The following is a 19,511-nucleotide window of genomic DNA, read 5'->3' as shown; positions in this document are numbered from 1 at the left end:
CGCAGGTTGCGCATTCTGTTTCGGAGTGTCGCTCTATTGCGGCGACGGCGCGCTGTCCACTGCGACAGTGACTGACGTAAGCAAGAAGATTTGCGAAGGACCGGAATTCAGCGAATTCGCGGAAGGGTTGTGTTACAACAATCCGCCGGGAAATCTCGGCAAGACGAAAGGAGGTGAGACGTTTGAAAATCCGGCTTACGCTGACGATCAGGTTCAGGACTTGGCGGTTCACCCTGACAATCAGCTAAGAAAACGGAGATCGGGCTTCGGCCCGGTCTCCACCGGAGAAAGGCGTCTCACCTCCTCACAGAAATGATAGTACCACGGTGGGAGCCGGGTTCAAAGCCGCGGCCGGACCTCAGTTCGGCAGGAAGGCCTTGAGCGGATCGCGGCGCTGAGCGGCATCGCGTGGCAGCGAGGCCAGCACGGAATATTCCCGGGCCGCATTCACGGCGACGCGGATGTCGGCAATGTCGGCGATCAGTTTGCGAATCTTGGTCATGGCTTGCTCCTTGAAACGGTGGCGCGGGTGAAGGGTTTCACTCAGCGCGTGATGAACTCGGAGAAGAGCTGGACGGGGCGGTTGATGCGGGCAAAGCCCGTGGCCGTGAGCTGCTCGTTGGCCCGGGCAGCGATGCTGCCGAAGCCGTGCCCGGTGCGAAGACCGGAATGGCGGAGCGTCTCGAAGCTCGAATGAATGGGCCGAAAGCGGGCGGTCATGGGTCGATTCCTTAAATCCTGTCCCTCCCGTCTCGATATATTGCGCCGCAGCATCGATTTTGCAATGCGACATTCTGCCCGGCAGATATGTCTAATTCGCATGGCTGCTGAAACAAATTGTTCATGCATGAGGCAAAGTTGCGGCGAATCTGGACGGGCACCCATGGCGGGGCGGTCAAGTAATTGAAAACGTTGGTTATGGCTTTGCTGCCTAACCTTCAAGCCCTGCACGAAAAGCAAGCAAATCCTGCCAGGCAAGGCGCTTGCTGATCGCCGCTGTCACCAGATCTTGCGGGTGCAGGGTCGCAAATGCCGGAATGGTACGCCCGCAAACATCGATTTCCCGCCATTCGCCGCGCAGTTGATGGATCGTATCGTTCGATCGGAACAGGAATCGCGCGGCGAAATTGCCGAGAACCAGCAGATGATTCGGTTCGGCAAGTGCAATCTGCCGCTCGATGAACGGCCGGCAGATATCGGCCTCGCGTTGCGATGGCGGGCGGTTGCCCGGTGGCCGCCATGGAACGACATTGGTGATCAAGAGGTCGCTGCGGGCAAGTCCGATACCGGCAAGCATGCGGTCGAGCATCGCGCCCTGCCGGCCGGAGAAGGGCTGGCCATCTCGATCGTCCTCGGCATTCGGCATGGCGCCGATGACCATGATGGACGGCCTGGCATTGCCCTCGGCAAACACGAGGCAGCGGGCGCTGGTCTTGAGATTGCAGCCGTTGAAGGCCTCCATGGCCGTGCGCAACTCGTCCAGGGAGCGCGCGCTGCTCGCGGCAAATTCGGCCTCGGCGACGGCCTGCCCGTCCGGTATGGCGACGTTCGGCAAGGGGGCAGGGGCCGCGGCGCGCGGCTGCTCCTGCCGCACGGGGGCCTGCCGCGCCGGCTGCTGCGGCGCGGACACCGCCTCCGGCTGTGCCGGCACACCCCGGGCGGCGCGCATCGCCTGGAATTCGGCAAAGCGATCGACCGGTTCCTCCTCCAGCAGCCATTCCACGCCCGCATCCGCATAGAAATGCAAAAGCGAACGAAGGTGCTCGGGGTGGAGGTCTCTGGCGGCGTTCATGTCCTGCACACTATCGAAGCCGGCTCCGGGAGGGAAGCGTTATGCTCACGCCGCCCATGTCGCGACATCGTCGCTTTCGCCGATAAGCGCAAGGCCGTGCGCGATGGAGAGAAGTTCCCCGCCGCTCTCGATCTTGCTCGCGTCGAAGCGGCGGGAAAAGATGCCGCGCACCGCCGGCACGAAGGACGTGCCACCGGTCAGGAACACCTTGTCGATTGCGTCCGGCGCCGTGTTGGTCTGTTCCAGCACCTCGTCGAGCGCACCCTCGATGCGCGCGAGATCCGGTGCGATCCAGTGTTCGAAATCGCTGCGCTTGACCATCTTGCGGCCTGCGGCCCCCAGCGGCGGAAAGTGGAATTCCGCCTCGTCGGCGGCCGACAGCGCCATCTTGGCGGCCGAGATCGCCTGGTACAGCGGGTAACCCTCGTCATGTTCGACGAGGTCGATGAAGAGTTCCAGCTTTTCCGGCTCCAGCGCCGAGCGCACCAGCGATTTGAGATCGGTGAATTCGCGCGTCGTCTTGAAGATCGACAGCTGGTTCCAGCGGGCGAAGTTGCTGTAATAGCCGGACGGCACTTCCAGCACCTTGTCGAAGCTCTTGAAGTGGGAGCCCTTGCCGATTTCCGGCGCGACGAGATGTTCGATCATGCGGGAATCGAAATGGTCGCCGGCAATGCCGACGCCCGAATGGCCGATCGGCTTTGCCGTCAGCCGGCCGGCTTGCCGCTCGAAGCGGATCAGCGAATAGTCCGTCGTGCCGCCGCCGAAATCGGCGACGAGCACCGTGGCATCGCTCTTCAGTGTCTGGGCGAAATAGTAGGCGGCCGCAACCGGTTCGTAGACATAGTGGATTTCCGGAAAGCCCAGCCGCGTCAGCGCCGCGTTGTAGCGCTCCAGTGCCAGCGCCGGATTGGGGCTTGCGCCGGCAAACTGCACCGGCCGCCCGGCGATCACCCGCGAGACCTCAGTCGGCCATTCATCCCCCGCATAGGCCTTCAGCCGGCGCAGGAAGATTTCCATCAGGTCGTCGAAGGCATGCCGGCGGGCATAGATCAACGTGCCCTGGAAGAGGGCGCTTGCCGCAAAGGTCTTGATCGATTGCAGGAAGCGGCAGTCGCCGGGATTGTCGATGAACTGGCGGATGGCCGCCTGACCTGCCTCGACCTTCAGCGCCTGCGCCCCGACGAGCGGGTCCTTCATGAAGGAGAGCGCCGTGCGCATCGTGTCGGTTTCGCCGACGCTGCTGGTAAAATGCATCGATTGTGTTTCGCTGCCGCCGGCCGCGAGCGCCATAACCGTGTTCGTCGTGCCGAAATCGAGCCCGAGTGCGCGTGCCATCGCCGTGCCCCTTGTGATCGCCATAATGTGTTGAACCGGAGCGAGAGGCTCCGCGCGAAAGGGCGCGCTATCGCGCACCCGAAAATTTGAGAGCGCGCCAGATGGCACAGGGCATGGCGAATGGCAAGGGGAGGGCGGTTTTTAGACCGACCGCGCCGCCCCGCCGTCGCAGCGCACCAGACTGCCGGTGACGTAGCTCGCCGGTGCACTGCACAGGAAGGCGGCCGTCGCCGCAAATTCCTCGACGGTGCCGTAGCGCCGGGCTGGAATGGCCTTTTCCGAGGCGGCGCGCACCTCGTCTACGCTCTCGCCGCTGCGCTCGGCCGCGGCAGCATCGAGGCTCTTCAACCGGTCGGTCATGATGCTACCGGGCAGCAGCATGTTGCTGGTGACGCCATATTGCGCGACCTCGGTCGCCAGCGTCTTTGACCAGCCGGCCAGCGCCGGGCGCAGCGTGTTGGAGAGCGCGAGACCAGGGATCGGCTCGATGACGCCGGACGAGGCGACGGTCAGGATACGGCCCCAACCCTGTTCCTTCATGCCGGGCAGCAGCCGGTTGGTCAGCGTGATGATCCTGAGCACCATGGCGTGAAAATAGGTGATGAGCTTTTCCTCGCTCATGTCCTCGGTCGAGCCCGGCGTCGGGCCGCCGGAATTGTTGACGAGGATATCGATGCCGCCAAGCTTTTCCTGGACGGCCTTGACGAGGGTGTCGACGAAACCCTCGTCGCCGAGGTCCGCTTGCACCCAATCTGCTCGGCCGAAACCTTCCGCATTGATGGCATCGCAATTGGCTTGCAGCGTTTCGGCACTGCGGCCGCAGAGCAGCACCTGCGCGCCCTCACGGGCAAGGGCAACCGCGATGCCTTTGCCGAGGCCGCGGGAAGAGGCGAGAACGAGGGCGCGTTTGCCGGCGATGCCGAGATCCATGGTGATGTCGTCCTTATGTTGCGCTCAGTCGGCGCAGTAGGGCACCTTGCCCGTATTGAACAGATTTTTTGGGTCGAGCGCCGCCTTGATGGCCTGCGCCACGGCACGGCGCGCAGGATTGCCATAGGTAAGATAAGCACGACGCTTTTCCGTGCCCACCCCGTGCTCGGCAGAAAAGCTGCCGCCGAGTTCCGCAACGCCGGAATAGACGGCGTCTTCGATCGGTTCCTTGAATGCGGCACCCGCGACACCATCGCCAATGACGGAAATATGCAGATTGCCGTCGGCGATATGGCCGTAGACATAAGCGTCGAAGCTCACGTCTATCGCCTTCAGCCGTGACCTGAGACCCGTCACATAGGCGTCGAGCGTGCCGGGCGGCACCGAGACGTCGAAGGAGGGGGCAGCCGGAAAATGCCGGTACATGAAGTCGCTGTCCTCGCGCAACGCCCAGAAGCGGCGGGCCTGTTCGAGCGAAGCGGCGACGATGCCGCTCGACAATCCCTGTTCCTCCCAGAGCGCCGCGAGCCCCTCTTCCAGGGCTTCGCGCGCCTCCGCCTCGCTGCCGGCGGAAACCTCCATCAGCAGGACTGCGGGCGTGTTGTCCTCCAGCCAATCGACATCAAACCCCTTGTCGGCCGCGCTGTCGCGCATATAACGCTGCCACATCAGTTCCGCGCCTTCGAGCTGCAAGGCCGGCTGTGCCCGGAAATGGGCGATGAGGGCAAGCGCCGAGGTGGCATCCCGCACGCAGACGAGCGCTGTGGCGCGCATAGGGTTGAAACTTTCCAGCTTCAGCACGGCGCGGGTGACGAAGCCGTAGGCGCCTTCCGAGCCGATGAGCAACTGCTTGATATCCGGTCCGGCGCTCACTTTCAGCACGCGCGTGAGATCGCTGAACAGCGTGCCGTCCGGCATCACCGCCTCGATGCCGAGCACCTGGTGGCGCATCACGCCGTTGCGGAAAGCGAGGATGCCGCCGGCATTGGTGGCGATCATCCCGCCGATCGTCGCACTGCCGCGTGCGGCAAGGTCGATGCCGGGGACAAGACCAACCTCGGCCGTCGCCTCCTGAAGCGCTTGCAGCGTCACGCCGGCGCCAACGGTCACCGTGCGGGCGAGGGTATCGATCGCTTCGATTCGGTTCAGCCGGGCGGTGGAGAGAATAAGGTCGCCCGGCCGGCTGATGCCGCCGCCGACGAGGCCGGTGCGGCCGCCTTGCGGCACGATGGGCACATTGTGCTCGAGACACCAGCGCACCACGGCCGTCGCTGCTTCGGGCGTTGCGGGCTCAGCCATGACGCCGGCGCCAAAATTGTCGCGATGCTCGCCGGGATGCCGGTTGCCTAGGCGCTCGCTTCCGATAAGGTGAAGATCCTCGCCGAAATGGTTCAAGTCGCGCTGGAGCGATCGGATAATCTCGGACATGGCTGGCGATCCTCTGGCGGCTGGATGGCTCAAATGCCTAATCCTGCATGCGGGCGGAATCAAGCGAGCAGATCGTTGCGTCTCCGACAAACAGTTGACGTTTACGTTAAAGTCAATAAACTTTCGGCGCCGTCATGAAGTCATGCGCAAAAGCGGGGAAACTCTGTCGCAGAACGGCTCGACAAGGTTTCTGGTATTTGTCATGACAGAACCGACCCGAGGGACTTTCCGCGGCTTTTGAGGGGTTGCGGGGTGGAGAGACGAATGAGCGAAGCAATGGAACTGCCCGAGCGCGAAAGCATGGAATTCGACGTGGTGATCGTCGGCGCGGGGCCTGCCGGCCTGTCGGCGGCGATCCGCCTGAAGCAGGTCAATCCGGACCTCACCGTCGTCGTGCTGGAAAAGGGCTCGGAAGTCGGCGCGCATATCCTCTCCGGCGCCGTCGTCGATCCGATCGGCATCGACCGTCTCTTGCCCGATTGGCGCGAGGATGACAGCCATCCCTTCAAGACCGCGGTGACGGACGACCATTTCCTGCTGCTCGGCCCCGCCGGTTCAGTCCGCCTGCCGAACTTCGCCATGCCGCCCCTGATGAACAACCACGGCAACTACATCGTCTCGCTCGGCAATGTCTGTCGGTGGCTGGCGACGAAGGCGGAAGAACTCGGCGTCGAGATCTATCCGGGCTTTGCCGCCACCGAAGTTCTCTACAATGACGAGGGCGCGGTGATTGGCGTCGCCACCGGCGACATGGGCATCGAGCGCAATGGTGAGCCCGGCCCGAATTTCACCCGCGGCATGGCGCTGCTCGGCAAATACACGCTGATCGGCGAAGGTGTGCGCGGCTCCCTCGCCAAGCAGCTGATTTCCAAGTTCGATCTCCAGAAGGATCGCGAGCCCCAGAAATTCGGCATCGGCCTCAAGGAGCTCTGGCAGGTCAAGCCGGAGAACCACCGTCCGGGCCTGGTGCAGCACTCCTTCGGCTGGCCACTCGGCATGAAGACCGGTGGCGGTTCGTTCCTCTATCACCTGGAAGACAACCTCGTCGCCGTTGGCTTCGTGGTGCACCTCAACTACAAGAACCCCTACCTCTTCCCCTTCGAAGAGTTCCAGCGCTTCAAGACGCATCCGGCGATCCGCGGCACCTTCGAGGGCGGCAAGCGCCTCTCCTACGGCGCGCGCGCCATCACCGAAGGCGGCTACCAGTCGGTGCCGAAACTGTCGTTCCCCGGCGGCGCGCTGATCGGCTGCTCGGCCGGTTTCGTCAACGTGCCGCGCATCAAGGGCAGCCACAATGCTGTGCTGTCCGGCATCCTCGCTGCCGAAAAGCTGGCGGATGCCATCGCCCATGGCCGCGCGAACGATGAGCCGATCGAGATCGAACAGGGCTGGCGCGACAGCGCCATCGGCTCGGACCTGCGCAAGGTGCGCAACGTCAAGCCGCTGTGGTCGAAGCTCGGCACGGCGCTCGGCGTGGCACTCGGCGGCCTCGACATGTGGACGAACACGCTGTTCGGCGGCTCGATCTTCGGCACGCTGAAGCACGGCAAGACGGACGCACAATCGCTCGAGCCGGCAGCCAAGCACAACAAGATCGACTATCCGAAACCGGACGGCGTTCTGACCTTCGACCGTCTCTCCTCGGTGTTCCTGTCGAACACAAACCACGAGGAAGACCAGCCGATCCATCTTCAGGTGAAGAACCCGGAGCTGCAAAAAACGTCGGAACTCGACGTCTATGCCGGCCCGTCCACCCGCTACTGTCCCGCCGGTGTTTACGAGTGGGTGGAGAAGGACGGCAAGGACGTCTTCGTGATCAACGCGCAGAACTGCGTGCACTGCAAGACCTGCGACATCAAGGACCCCAACCAGAACATCAACTGGGTGCCGCCGCAGGGCGGCGAGGGGCCGGTCTATCCGAATATGTGAGGGACGCTCACTGCAATGAATTGGCCGCCCTGGAGGCGGCCTTTTTATTGCCACTCACCTTAATATGTCCTGCAACCAAAGCGCGCCGCTTAACCATCGGTTAACCATAAACACATAATTTTCAGCCCAGAGGATCATATATTCAAAGGGCTTTAACCATGTCGATTTCCCGCCGCGGATTCCTGCTTGGCGCATCTGCCGTATTGCTCGCAGGCTGCGCGACGAACGGCACCAGCGACCATGCCAATTACAGCGATCGCATGGAGGAAAAATTTCCGCTGAAGGCGATGCCGCTCGACAAGATCAAGCCCGAGCTTCGCCGCCAGGAAGTCGCCTATGTCACCCCCCATGCGGCAGGAACGGTCGTCGTCGATACGCCGGAACGCCGGCTCTACTACGTGCTCGGCAATGGCAGGGCGATGCGCTACGGCATCGGTGTCGGCCGGCAGGGCTATTCGCTGGCGGGCAGCGCCTATATCGGCCGCAAGGCGGAGTGGCCGACCTGGACGCCGACGCCCAACATGATCCGCCGCGACCCGAAGAAGAACATGAAATATGCCGGCGGCGTGCCGGGCGGCCTCAACAACCCGCTCGGCGCGCGCGCCATCTACCTCTACCAGGGTGGCAACGACACCATGTTCCGCATCCATGGTACCAACCAGCCGTGGTCGATCGGCCAGGCCATGTCGAGTGGTTGTGTGCGCATGCTCAACCACGACGTGATCGACCTTTACGAGCGCGTCAAAACCGGCGGTCGCGTGCATGTCATCCAGGGGCGCCGCGAAGCCTGATCCCCGGGAATACCGCGAAGAGACAAGGCCGGCTTCTGTAACCGGGTCGCAAAACTCTCACTTTGATTGGGAATTTTGCGACGGCGTGTCGGTTCCCGTCCAGGCCGATCGTCTTTATCCCGAGCGGCCGGAAAAGCCTGTCCGCCTCATCGAGGAGAAAACAGATGAAGTTCGTTGCCTATCTCAGCTTCGACGGCCGTTGCCGGGAGGCCTTCGAGTTCTACGCCAAAGTGCTCGGCGGCAAGATCGTGGCCATGCTCAGCCATGGCGAGACGCCGGCCGGCGAGCATGTGTCCAGGGAATGGCAGGACAAGATCATCAATGCACATCTGATCGTTGGTGACCAGGAACTGATGGGAGCGGACTCGCCGCCGGAAATGGGCGGAGGCGCGAAAGGAGGCTTCAACATCTCGATCCAGATCGACAAGGAGAAGGACGCCGAGCGCATCTTCGATGCCTTCGCCGATGGCGGCACGGTGATCATGCCGTTCGAGACGACCTTCTGGGCGAAGAAGTTCGGCATGGTTACGGATAAATACGGGACGCCGTGGATGATCAATTGCGGGATGACGGGTTAAGTCGCGAAATCCTAAGTGTCGCGACAGGTATCTGCGATGGGACCTATTCCACATTTCCGTGACGGGCCGGGCTTTTGCCCGGTCTTTTGTTTTGCGGGTTGAAAAAGCTGAATTGTATCATACCATTGCCGGCGTGCCCGCGACCTTGGACAAAGTCGGGGCGGTCTCGCGAATTTGATGGCTCCATGACGCATTGGGGTCAATCGTGGGCGCATTTGTACCGGCATTCGACTCCGTAGCTGCAAAAGTCGAGCGTGCGGTATCGCGACGTCGGGCCTTGCAAGGCCTGTTGTCCGAAAGCGATCTGCTAAGATCACGGGCCCGGCCGCGGCGGTGCAGCGGGCCCTTGTCGGCACAATGACACCGCCGAAATGAGGGAACGGATATGAAACATCTTCTTGCTTCCACCTGCCTCGTCGCTGGCCTGTTCGCCATGACGGGTGCGGCGCGCGCCGAATGCGGCGACGTGACCATTGCCAGCATGAACTGGCAGAGCGCCGAGGTTCTCGCAGCCCTCGACAAGTTCATCCTGACCGAAGGTTACGGCTGCAACGCCGAAGTCATCGTCGGCGACACGGTGCCGACCATCACCTCGATGATCGAAAAGGGCGAGCCGGATCTGGCGCCGGAAGGCTGGGTCGACCTGCTGCCGGACGTCGTCAACCGCGGCATCGAGGAAGGCAAGCTGGTCGGCGCTGCCGTGGCGCTGTCCGACGGTGCCGTTCAGGGCTGGTGGGTCCCGAAATACATCGTTGATGCCAATCCGGACATCAAGACGATCGAGGATGCGTTGAAGCATCCGGAACTCTTCCCGGATCCGGAAGACAAGGCCAAGGGTTCCGTGCACAACGGCCCGCAGGGCTGGGGCGGCACGGTCGTGACCGGACAGCTCTACAAGGCTTACGGCGGCGAAGGCGCGAACTTCACGCTGGTCGATACGGGTTCTGCTGCCGGCCTCGACGGCTCGATCGCCAAGGCCTACGAGCGCAAGGAAGGCTGGGTCGGCTACTACTGGGCCCCGACGGCGCTTCTCGGCAAGTACGAGATGGTGAAGCTCGAGCATGGCGTGCCCTATGACGCCGCCGAGTGGAAGCGCTGCAACACGGTTGCCGATTGCGCAGACCCGAAGAAGAACGACTGGCCGAAGGACAAGGTCCAGACGCTGGTGACCAAGCCGTTCTCCGAGCGTGCCGGCGCCGATGTCATGGGCTACCTCAACAAGCGCGCCTGGACCAACGACACCGTCAACAAGCTGATGGCCTGGATGACCGACAACCAGGCGAGCGGTGACGATGGCGCCAAGCACTTCCTGGAAGAGAACGAAGCGCTCTGGAAGGACTGGGTCTCGCCGGAAGCTGCCGAAAAGATCAAGGCTGCTCTCTGATCGCCTGATCGAAACGGGCGGCGCGTCATGGGCGCGCCGCCCTTTGCCTTCGTTTTAGCGCATGCCTTTGGCGCAAATCGCTGCGCACTCTCCCTCGGCATGCTTCAGGGTTGGCTCATGAAACCGGCGCAAGACCGGCCGGAGCCGGAAGGGGATCGATATGGAATGGTTCACGAAATTTCCGACATTGGACGCGGGCTCGCTGCGCGACCTCAAGAAGGTGATCGATGAAGGCTTTCGCGCCTTCACCCGCGCCTATGGCGACAGCATCGAAACCATCTTCGTGCCGTTGCAGCATTTTCTCATCTGGTCCGAGCGTTTCATGACGCGCACGCCCTGGCCGATCATCATCCTGCTGATCGCGGCCGTCGCATGGTTCGCCAGCCGCAACTGGAAGATCGTCGCCGGCGCCGTCGGCACGCTTCTCGTCATCGGCTATTTTGACATGTGGGACGATACGATGAAGACGGTCTCGATGATCTTCGTCTGTACGGTGCTCTCCATCGTCATCGGCATACCGATCGGCATCCTCATGTCGCGGTCGGATCGCCTGCAGGGCGTGATCAACCCGATCCTCGACGTCATGCAGACCATGCCGAGCTTCGTCTACCTCATCCCCGTCGTCATGCTGCTTGGCATTGGCAAGGTGCCCGGCTTGATCGCGGTGGTCATCTACGCTATCCCGCCGATGATCCGCCTCACCAATCTCGGCATCCGCCTCGTCGACAAGGATGTGCTCGAGGCTGCCGACGCCTTCGGCTCGTCGAGCTGGCAGAAGCTGAAGAACGTGCAGATGCCGCTGGCGCTGCCCACCATCATGGCTGGTATAAACCAGACGATCATGATGGCGCTCGCCATGGTGGTCATCGCCTCGATGATCGGCGTACAGGGCCTCGGCCAGCCGGTTCTGAAGGCGATTTCCAACCAGTATTTCACGCTCGGCATCTTCAACGGCCTCGCCATCGTTGGCATCGCGATCATCTTCGACCGCGTCAGCCAGGCTTTTGGCAAACGGCTGCAAAAACACCGCGAGATCATCCACGGTTGATCCAAACGCAGACATGGAAAAGGGCGCCCCGGCGAGAGCCGCGGGCGCCCTTTTGCGTGCATGCGCTTACCCCATATTCTCCGTCATCCTCGGGCCTGACCCGAGGATCCACTGCTTCAGGCGCAGGATGGATGGTCGGGTCAAGCCCGACCATAACGACGGAGAGGTTTTCCGAAGCTCAGCGTCTGGGTGAGAAGACGCCCGTGGAGAGCGCCACACCCGCGCCGACGACAATGGCTGCGGTGATTTCGGCGATGCCAAAACTTTCCCCCAGGAATATCGCTCCGCCAAACGTTGCCAGAACCGGCGTGATGGCGGTGAAGGCGGCGGCCTGGCTGCTGCCGAGCGCCCGGATCGCGGTGCCGTAGGCGAAGGTGGCGATGAGGCCGGAAAGAATGCCCTGGCTTGTCACCTGGAGCGCAAGGTCGGGAAACGATGCCGCCGCCAGATGCGTGCCATAGAGCGCGGCCAGCACGAGATGGATCAGGAAGGACCAGATCGCGATGAGGGCGGCACCTTGCAGCGCGGTGAGGCCCGAGCGGCGGAAGGCATGGGTGAAGCCCGCCCAGAGCACGGCACCGATGGGCAGCAGCACGAAGCCGGTCATCGTCATGCCGCTCTTCTGCATGCTGGCGGCAAGCAGGATCACCACGCCGGCGACGATCGCGGCAAGTCCGAAAAGGCGCATCCGGTCCGGCCGCTCGCCGAAGAGGGCGATGCCGATCAGTGCGGTGGCCAGTGGCAGGGAGCCGCCGAGCAGGATGCCGCCTGGCGCGGCGGGCGTCACATGCAACGCACCCGCGGTGACCTGAAAGAACAGCGCACCGGCCCCCGCCACCATGACGACCACGAGTTTCAGCGGCACGCCCCTCGGCAGAAGCCCGGTTTTCAGCCAGACCGGCGCAAGCAGGATGGCCGGCACGCCATAACGGATCAGGCCGATATCGATGGTGCTGAGCGGCGTCGCGGCCGTGTGGCGTGTCGCCAGGACCCAGGTCGCCCAGACCAGCACGGTGACGACCGCGCCGGCATAGCCGGCGGCCAGCGGGTTGGATTTTTCGTCGGAAGAAAACGATAGCACGGCCATGGCGATGTCCTTGTCTCGGCTGTGGCGCAAATCATGGCCAGACTCTAATGCCGGGGGGCGGGGCATGTCCTTGCGTGTTGTGCCTGTCAGCATGTAGCTTGCGCAGGATCATGCCAAAGATCGCGAAGAAGGTTCCCAAATATGCCAAATCTCGATAAATTCGATATCGCCATCCTCAAGGTGCTGCAGGAGGATGCGCGGGCGACGAATGTGGAGATCGCCGAGCGGGTGAACCTCTCGCCGTCGCCCTGCCTGCGCCGCATCCGCACTCTGGAAAAATCCGGCGTGCTGCGCGGCTACCGTGCCGATATCGATCGCAAGGAGGTCGGGCTCGGGCTCACCGTCTTCGTCGAGATCAAGGTGGGGCGCCACAGCCGGGAAAACGCCATGGCCCAGCAGGAGGCGCTGCTCGCCGTGCCCGAGGTGGTGTCCTGCTTCCTGATTTCCGGCAACGCCGACTTTCTGGCGGAGGTGGTGGTGGAGGATCTTTCGGCCTACGAAAGACTGTTGACCGAAACGCTGCTCACCATGCCGGGCGTGACCGATATCCGCTCCAACTTCGCAATCCGCAGCATCAAGACCGGCGGCCCTCTGAAACTGCCATCGATCTAAACCCGAAAACCGCCCCGACGGGCAGCGTCGGGGCGGCGGGGACGGCCGGAGAGGCAGGGCCGTCCTTCCATGGACGCCGCTTCCGGAGAGAAGGGCGGCGCCCGGCCTGTCGTCAATGCGCAGGGACGACAGGCGCTTTCGCGGATTTCCAGGCGACGACCATCAGCGCGCCGATGACGGTGACGTGCTCCATAACCACGTAGAATTCGATGGTGCGGATCGGCTCCTGCATGGTCCAGAAGTTGTGGGCGATCGGGATGGTGAGCGCCGTGAACACGGCGAGCATGCCAGCGCCAAGCCAGGTCCAGCGGTTGGCGATGATGAGGGCCGAGCCGACCAGTTGCGTGACGGCGACGGCGATGTTGAAGGCCATGGCCGGCTCTAGGCCGAAATGCGCCATCTCGGCGACGCCGGCATTGAAATCGGCGATTTTCGCGATGCCGGAAAGCCAGAACATCGAGGTCAGGATGGTGCGGGCCAGGAGGCCGAAGATGCGGTTGCCGGTGATGCTGTCGATAAGGGCGGACATTCAGTATCTCCAATAGACTTCATGGGCTTGCGGTCCGTCGTTTCTTGCGTCGTTTCGGCGGGCTGCGATGACCTATGTCTAGCAGAGTCCGGGCGTGGCCCTGTCACTTTGGTAACAGGGTTGGCGCGCATCCATGCAAACGAAAACGGCGCCCGATGGGGCGCCGTTGCGATTGTCCTGCAGGCAGCTGATTACTCGGCAGGGCAGACCGGCGTTGCCGCGCGATCCATCTTTTCGAGCGACAGGGAGACGAGGAACACGCCAAAGCCGATGACGGCGGTTGCCGCACCAACGAACCCCATCGATTCGTAGCCATAACCGCCGCTGATCGCCAAACCGCCGAAGAGGGCGCCAAGCGCGTTGGCGACGTTGAAGGCGGAATGGTTGAGGGCTGCGGCAAGCGTCTGTGCGTCACCCGCGACGTCCATCAGGCGCGTCTGGAGGGCAGGGCCGACGACGAAGCTGCAACCGATCAGGAAACAGCAGATGCCGAGCAGGATCGGATTATGCGCCGTCAGCGACAGGCCGATGAGCACGAAGAAGTACAGCACCAGCGACCAGCCGATGGTGCGCATCAGCGACAGGTCGGCGAGCTTGGCGCCAAAGATGTTGCCGACGATCATGCCGCAGCCGAAGATCGCCATGATGACCGGCACCATGCTGACATTGAGGCCGGCGACTTCGGTGACGATCGGCGAAATATAGGTGAACACCGCGAACATGCCGCAGAAGCCGGAGGCTGCGACGCCGAGCGTCAGCCAGACCTGCTTGCGCTTGAGCGCGCTTAGTTCCGTCAGCGCGTTGATGCCCTTCGGCGCCTTGTCGCGCGGCAGGAAGATGGCGATGAGCGCGACGGTCAGCAAACCGGTGATGCCGACCGCGATGAACATGTACTGCCAATCGAGCAACTGGCCGAAGAAGGCGGCAAGTGGCGTGCCGATCAGCGTCGCGAGGGTGAGGCCGAGCATCACCTTGCCGACCGCCTGCGTGCGCTTGTTGACCGGCACCATGGATGCTGCGACCAGCGCGGCCACGCCAAAATAGGCACCGTGCGGCAGGCCGGAGAGGAAGCGGAGCAGCATGAAGCTTTCGAATGTCGGGGCGACGGCGCTGGCAAGATTACCGGCGGCAAAGACGCCCATCAGCACCAAAAGAAGGTCGCGCCTGCGGAACCGGGCACCGATGACGGCGATGATCGGGGCACCCACCACGACGCCGAGGGCATAAGCGCTGATGACATAGCCGGCCTCGGCGTTCGTCACGCCGAAGGTGCCGGCGACATCGGGCAGCAGGCCCATGATGGCGAATTCGCCGGTGCCGATGCCGAAGCTGCCGACGGCGAGGGCAAGGATGATCAGCGTGACGGTAAGCGAGGAAACGGGCAGTGGCCCCGAGGAGAGGGCAACATTCGGCATGGGATGTTCGGACACGGGGTGGCTCCGCAAGGGTGGCCCATGCGCGGCAAATCCAGCGACAGACCCTGCACGGGCGGCCACTCCTCCTGGCTGCTGATGCGGTATGGTCTGGCCGAAAGGGCCACGGTAGGGAAGAAAACAGTCCGGCCGGCAAGCGCACTCCCGACGCAGGCAACCGTGCGGCAATATATCAGAGACGAGCGCCCTGCCTACTCCGATTTTTGACCTCTCGCGCATTTGATCGGGTGGTCCGGTGCTCACGATTTATTGCATTGTATTTCGCGATCGCCTGTTAATCGCCGTTTTCTCGACTATCTAATGGATCGACTGTCACCCTTCAGGCGTTCTCGGCTGAGACGCGGAGTATGCGAATGAGAATTCAGGCGATATTCAACAGGGACGGGGGGACGTTCCGCACCACCGACATGGAGGCGTTTGCCCGGCATGCGGAAGAGGCTTTCGCCGCGGCCGGGCACCACCTTGATTGCGATATCGTCGAAGGGGCCGATATCGAGATGGCGCTGAAGCGCTGTTCGGACCGCACGGATCTCGACGCCATGCTGGCGGGCGGCGGCGATGGCACGGTTTCGGCCGCGGCCGGCCTTGCCTGGCAAAACAAGATGCCGCTCGGCATCGTCCCGGCCGGCACGATGAACCTGTTTGCCCGCTCGCTGAACATTCCGCTCGATATCTGGCAGGCGATCGACGCGCTGGCAGATGGCGACATCGCTGCCGCCGATATCGGCACGGCGGATGACCGCGCCTTCGTGCACCAGTTCTCCGCCGGCCTGCATGCCCGCATGGTGCGCTTGCGCAACGCCATGACTTACCGCTCGCGGCTGGGCAAGATTGCGGCGAACACCCGCGCCGCCTTCGGCGTCATCCTCGATCCGCCGGAATTCGAGGTGGAATTCAACGTCGATGGCGTCGAGGAGCATCGCAATGTCTCGGCCATCAATGTGTCGAACAACCGCTTCGGTGCAAATGGCCTGCTTTATGCCGATGATCTCACCGGTGGCCATCTCGGCTTCTACACGACAAACCCGCTGAAACCGGCAGGTGTCGCCAAACTCGCCTTCGATATCCTGCGCGGCAAGCTCAGGGAAAACGCCGATGTCACCGAAATGACCGGCACGGCCGTCGACCTGCACTTCCCGAAGGTCGACCGGGCGATCAACTGCGTGATCGACGGCGAGCTGCTTCCGATGGACCGGGATGTGTCGATCCGGCTGCATCCCGGCGAGTTGAAGGTGATGGTGCCGAAGGTACAGGCGGCGAACATGGCGACGAGCGAGCCAGCTGCGGCTTGAGCCATGCATCTTGATTGAAGGGTGCTACCGGCCCCTTCTCCCCGTGGGGAGAAGGTCGCGGCAGCGGGATGAGGGGGATAGGCACGACGATTGCCGTCTCACCCCCTCATCCGACCCTTCGGGCCACCTTCTCCCCGTTGGGGAGAAGGGAGTAACGAACGTGTTGCTTCAAATCCGCGGCAGATAGGTCTGGTAGTCGAAATCCGAGACCGTGCGCAGGAACATGATCGCTTCCTTGCGCTTCGTATCGCCGTAGAGCTTCTGGTACTCCGCGCCGAAGGCATCGGCGATGAAGGGCGACGCCGAAAACTCTTCCACGGCCGTCAGGAAGTCATGCGTCAGCCGCTTGGCATCCGGTGCGTCCTTGCCGGGTTCCGTCACCGGGCCTGGATCGAGTTCGTTGTCGAGGCCAAGCAGGATGCCGCCGAGGATTGCCGTCAGCAGCAGGTAGGGGTTCACGTCGGCACCCGCCACGCGGTGCTCGACGCGTGCTGCCGGGCCGTCCTTGTCCGGAATGCGGATCGCGGTGCCGCGATGGCCGAAACCCCAGGTGAGGTCGACCGGCGCAAACGAACCCGGCTGGAAGCGGCGGTAGGAATTGGCGAAGGGCGCGAAGACGAGCTGGGCATCGCGCATCGTGGCGAGCATGCCGGCGCAGATCGACTTCAGCTTCTTCGGATCGCCGCCCTTGGCGTCGAGGATGTTCTTGCCGTCCTTGTCGATGACGCTGCAATGGACATGCAGGCCCGAACCGGCATGCTCCGCATAGGGCTTTGCCATGCAGGTGGATTTGAGCCCGAACCGCGGCGCGGCCAGCTCGGCGATGCGCTTCAGGTAGATGCAGTCATCGGCAGCGGCGAGTGCGTCCGGCCGATGCAGCAGGTTGATCTCGAACTGGCCGGGACCGAATTCCGCCGTCGTCGCATCAGCGGGCAGATCCATGGCCTTCGCCCAGGCGCGCACCGTCTGGAGATAATCGTCGAGCGCGTCGGTCGCGCGCATGTCGTAGAGCTGGAAGCCGTTCGGCTCGCCGCGGTACATCAGGGCTGCCGGCGGGCGCGGCTTGCCGGTCTCGCGCCAGTCGTCCTCCACCAGGTAGAATTCGAGTTCGGTCGCGACGACCGGTGTCAAACCACGGTCTTCAAACCGCTTCACCATGCGGGCGAGGATGGCGCGTGGATCCATGAAGGAGGCGGTGCCGTCGAACTCGTGCATGGTGGCGAGCACCTGCTGGGAACCCTCCGGCGCCCACGGCATGACCGTCAGTGAACGGCGGTCGGGGATGCACACGCCGTCCGGGTCGCCAACGGAAAGGGAGAGGCCGGTAATGTCGTCATTGTCGTCGCCCCAGATGTCAAGCGACTGGGTGGAGGAGGGCAGGCGCACCGAGCCGTCCCAGATTTTCTTCTCGCCTTCGAGCGGAACCTGCTTGCCGCGCAGGTCGCCGTTCATGCCGACGAGAAGGATTTCGATACGGGCCGGGGCATTGGCGGGCGGCGAACCGGCTGCCTTGGTGTGATTTGTCATGGTGCCTGCTTCAGTTTGGCGGGAAGCCTGGACAAGAAATTTTGCTTTCGCTCGATCACTTGCCAAATGCTTGTTGTATGGGCATTTTCGTAACTCATTCTGTCCCGCCGTTCAATAAGGCGGAACCTACCCCTAAGGATGTATTCAAAATGTCGAACAGCAATGTAGCAGCCATATCCAACCTCGGTGCCCTCGATGCCGCCCATCACCTTCATCCCTTTTCGGACATGAAGAAGCTGAACGCGACCGGCACGCGCATCATCGAGCGCGGCGAAGGGTGCTACATCTTCGACAACCACGGCAAGCGCTATCTCGACGGTTTTGCCGGCCTCTGGTGCGTCAATGTCGGCTATGGCCGCAAGGAAATCACCGATGCGGTGATGCGCCAGATGAACGAACTGCCCTATTACAACACGTTCTTCGGCACGACGACGCCGCCGGCCGTGCTGCTCGCCCAGAAGATCACCGCGCATGCCGGCCCGAACATCAACCGCGTGTTCTTCACCGGTTCCGGCTCCGAGGCCAACGACACCTGGTTCCGCATGGCCCGCGTCTATTGGGGCGCCATGGGTAAGCCGACCAAGAAGGCGATTATCGCCCGCAAGAACGGCTATCACGGTTCCACCGTCGCCGGCGCCTCGCTCGGCGGCATGAAGTGGATGCACGAGCAGGGGGATCTCCCGATCGCCGGCATCCACCACATCGACCAGCCCTTCTGGTACGCCGAGGGCGGCGACCTGGCGTCCGATGAATTCGGCCTGAAGATGGCCCGCCAGTTGGAAGAGAAGATCGACGAACTCGGCGAGGACAATGTCGCCGCCTTCGTCGCCGAGCCGATCCAGGGGGCGGGCGGCGTCATCGTTCCGCCGGCCACCTACTGGCCGGAAATCGCCCGCATCTGCAAGGCGCGCAACATCCTGCTCGTCGCAGACGAAGTGATCTGCGGCTTCGGCCGCACCGGCCACTGGTTCGGCCACCAGCATTTCGGCGTGGAGCCGGATCTGGCGCCGATCGCCAAGGGCCTGTCCTCCGGCTACCTGCCGATCGGCGGCGTCATGGTTTCCGATCGCGTCGGCAATGTGCTCGTGGAAGAAGTCGGTGATTTCAACCATGGCTTCACCTATTCCGGCCACCCGGTCTGCGCCGCCGCGGCGCTTGAAAACCTGCGCATCATCGAGGACGAAAAGCTCGTCGAGCGCGTGCACGACGATATCGGCCCCTATCTCGCCGCCGGCCTCAAGTCGCTGGAAGACCTGCCGATCGTCGGCCAGGTCCAGCAGGTCGGCCTGATGGCCGCCGTCCAGCTCGCCGAGGACAAGGCGAGCCGCAAGCGCTTCGAGGACAAGGAAAAGGTCGGCGTCACCGTGCGCAACCATTGCCTGGAAAACGGCCTCGTGCTGCGCGCCACCGGCGACCGCATGCTCTTCTCCCCGCCGCTCGTCATCAGCCACGCCGAAGTCGACCAGATGATCGACATTACGCGCAAGGGCCTGGAACATGCATGGAAGGTGATGACGGCCTGATTGGAAATGAAAAGAGGGGTGGTACGACCGCCCCTGACCAACGCATGAATATGCGATCACGAGTCGGCCGCAGAACCTAGCGTTTTGCGGCCGAATTCAATTTGAAATCAGGCGTTTGATGGCTCCACGCACGGCTGGGGCCGGGGGCCTGTGGACGTTGGTTTCGCATCGGCGCGTAAAATGCGGGATGGTGCGGATGATTCTGGTGCCGCTAGTGCTTCCGCAGAGTCCGCGTGTTCTGCAAGGTCTCCTAGCCAAGCGTCGTGAACATCGTCGCCTTTCGCGTTAAC

18 protein-coding genes are annotated in these 19,511 nt (G+C 62.9%); 8 read left to right on the top strand and 10 right to left on the bottom strand.

Features of this window, described 5'->3' with window-relative positions:
- Positions 1-358: 358 nt before the first annotated feature.
- The 6 genes from BSY16_RS32350 to BSY16_RS09165 all read right to left on the bottom strand — a co-directional run bounded on the left by BSY16_RS32350 (position 359) and on the right by BSY16_RS09165 (position 5,488).
- Entirely contained in the window at positions 359-502 is a 144-nt protein-coding gene (locus BSY16_RS32350; protein WP_160860611.1) for a hypothetical protein, read from the bottom strand.
- 41 nt (positions 503-543) lie between these two features.
- On the bottom strand, positions 544-720 hold the full coding sequence (locus BSY16_RS32345; protein WP_171902399.1) for a hypothetical protein: 177 nt from the start codon (positions 718-720) through the stop codon (positions 544-546).
- 211 nt (positions 721-931) lie between these two features.
- Complete coding sequence (locus BSY16_RS09180) at positions 932-1,792, bottom strand: uracil-DNA glycosylase (RefSeq protein WP_069059378.1); 861 nt, start codon at positions 1,790-1,792, stop codon at positions 932-934.
- Between the two features lie 45 nt (positions 1,793-1,837).
- On the bottom strand, positions 1,838-3,130 hold the full coding sequence (locus BSY16_RS09175) for an Hsp70 family protein (protein WP_069061457.1): 1,293 nt from the start codon (positions 3,128-3,130) through the stop codon (positions 1,838-1,840).
- Between the two features lie 141 nt (positions 3,131-3,271).
- Entirely contained in the window at positions 3,272-4,060 is a 789-nt protein-coding gene (locus tag BSY16_RS09170; protein ID WP_069059377.1) for an SDR family oxidoreductase, read from the bottom strand.
- 24 nt (positions 4,061-4,084) lie between these two features.
- Complete coding sequence (locus BSY16_RS09165) at positions 4,085-5,488, bottom strand: FAD-binding oxidoreductase (RefSeq protein ID WP_069059376.1); 1,404 nt, start codon at positions 5,486-5,488, stop codon at positions 4,085-4,087.
- 264 nt (positions 5,489-5,752) lie between these two features.
- On the opposite strand from BSY16_RS09165, the gene BSY16_RS09160 reads away from it, so the two are divergent.
- The 5 genes from BSY16_RS09160 to BSY16_RS09140 all read left to right on the top strand — a co-directional run bounded on the left by BSY16_RS09160 (position 5,753) and on the right by BSY16_RS09140 (position 11,218).
- Entirely contained in the window at positions 5,753-7,417 is a 1,665-nt protein-coding gene (locus tag BSY16_RS09160; protein ID WP_069059375.1) for an electron transfer flavoprotein-ubiquinone oxidoreductase, read from the top strand.
- Between the two features lie 158 nt (positions 7,418-7,575).
- The gene (locus BSY16_RS09155; RefSeq protein WP_069059374.1) at positions 7,576-8,208 is read left to right on the top strand and encodes a L,D-transpeptidase; all 633 of its coding nucleotides are present in this window, start codon (positions 7,576-7,578) and stop codon (positions 8,206-8,208) included.
- A 164-nt stretch (positions 8,209-8,372) separates the two neighbouring features.
- On the top strand, positions 8,373-8,786 hold the full coding sequence (locus BSY16_RS09150; protein ID WP_069059373.1) for a VOC family protein: 414 nt from the start codon (positions 8,373-8,375) through the stop codon (positions 8,784-8,786).
- Between the two features lie 385 nt (positions 8,787-9,171).
- Positions 9,172-10,170, top strand: coding sequence for an ABC transporter substrate-binding protein (locus tag BSY16_RS09145; RefSeq protein ID WP_069059372.1), 999 nt, complete (start codon positions 9,172-9,174; stop codon positions 10,168-10,170).
- A 160-nt stretch (positions 10,171-10,330) separates the two neighbouring features.
- The gene (locus tag BSY16_RS09140; RefSeq protein WP_069059371.1) at positions 10,331-11,218 is read left to right on the top strand and encodes an ABC transporter permease; all 888 of its coding nucleotides are present in this window, start codon (positions 10,331-10,333) and stop codon (positions 11,216-11,218) included.
- A gap of 178 nt (positions 11,219-11,396) precedes the next feature.
- Here BSY16_RS09140 and BSY16_RS09135 read toward each other — a convergent pair whose 3' ends face one another.
- Positions 11,397-12,305, bottom strand: coding sequence for a DMT family transporter (locus BSY16_RS09135; protein ID WP_069059370.1), 909 nt, complete (start codon positions 12,303-12,305; stop codon positions 11,397-11,399).
- Positions 12,306-12,446: 141 nt separating this feature from the next.
- Between BSY16_RS09135 and BSY16_RS09130 the strand changes: the two genes are divergently transcribed.
- Positions 12,447-12,917 carry an Lrp/AsnC family transcriptional regulator gene (locus tag BSY16_RS09130; protein ID WP_069059369.1) on the top strand — a complete coding sequence of 157 codons (471 nt, stop codon included), beginning with the start codon at positions 12,447-12,449 and terminating at the stop codon, positions 12,915-12,917.
- A gap of 112 nt (positions 12,918-13,029) precedes the next feature.
- On the opposite strand, the gene BSY16_RS09125 is transcribed toward BSY16_RS09130, so the two are convergent.
- Both BSY16_RS09125 and BSY16_RS09120 read right to left on the bottom strand, forming a co-directional pair.
- The gene (locus BSY16_RS09125; protein ID WP_069059368.1) at positions 13,030-13,446 is read right to left on the bottom strand and encodes a DoxX family protein; all 417 of its coding nucleotides are present in this window, start codon (positions 13,444-13,446) and stop codon (positions 13,030-13,032) included.
- A gap of 191 nt (positions 13,447-13,637) precedes the next feature.
- The gene (locus tag BSY16_RS09120) at positions 13,638-14,861 is read right to left on the bottom strand and encodes an MFS transporter (protein ID WP_069059367.1); all 1,224 of its coding nucleotides are present in this window, start codon (positions 14,859-14,861) and stop codon (positions 13,638-13,640) included.
- Between the two features lie 371 nt (positions 14,862-15,232).
- Here BSY16_RS09120 and BSY16_RS09115 point away from each other — a divergent pair, with 371 nt between their 5' ends.
- Positions 15,233-16,171, top strand: coding sequence for a diacylglycerol/lipid kinase family protein (locus BSY16_RS09115; RefSeq protein WP_069059366.1), 939 nt, complete (start codon positions 15,233-15,235; stop codon positions 16,169-16,171).
- 168 nt (positions 16,172-16,339) lie between these two features.
- Here the strand turns inward: BSY16_RS09115 and BSY16_RS09110 are convergent, their stop codons facing one another.
- Positions 16,340-17,698 carry a glutamine synthetase family protein gene (locus BSY16_RS09110; protein ID WP_069059365.1) on the bottom strand — a complete coding sequence of 453 codons (1,359 nt, stop codon included), beginning with the start codon at positions 17,696-17,698 and terminating at the stop codon, positions 16,340-16,342.
- A 149-nt stretch (positions 17,699-17,847) separates the two neighbouring features.
- On the opposite strand from BSY16_RS09110, the gene BSY16_RS09105 reads away from it, so the two are divergent.
- Positions 17,848-19,221, top strand: coding sequence for an aspartate aminotransferase family protein (locus BSY16_RS09105; RefSeq protein WP_069059364.1), 1,374 nt, complete (start codon positions 17,848-17,850; stop codon positions 19,219-19,221).
- The last annotated feature ends 290 nt before the right edge of the window (positions 19,222-19,511 follow it).

The sequence above is a fragment of the Sinorhizobium sp. RAC02 genome (genome assembly GCF_001713395.1).
Taxonomy (GTDB): Bacteria; Pseudomonadota; Alphaproteobacteria; order Rhizobiales; family Rhizobiaceae; genus Shinella.
The sequence above is the reverse complement of the archived record's forward strand: the minus strand, read 5'-3'. Positions and strand labels throughout refer to the sequence as shown.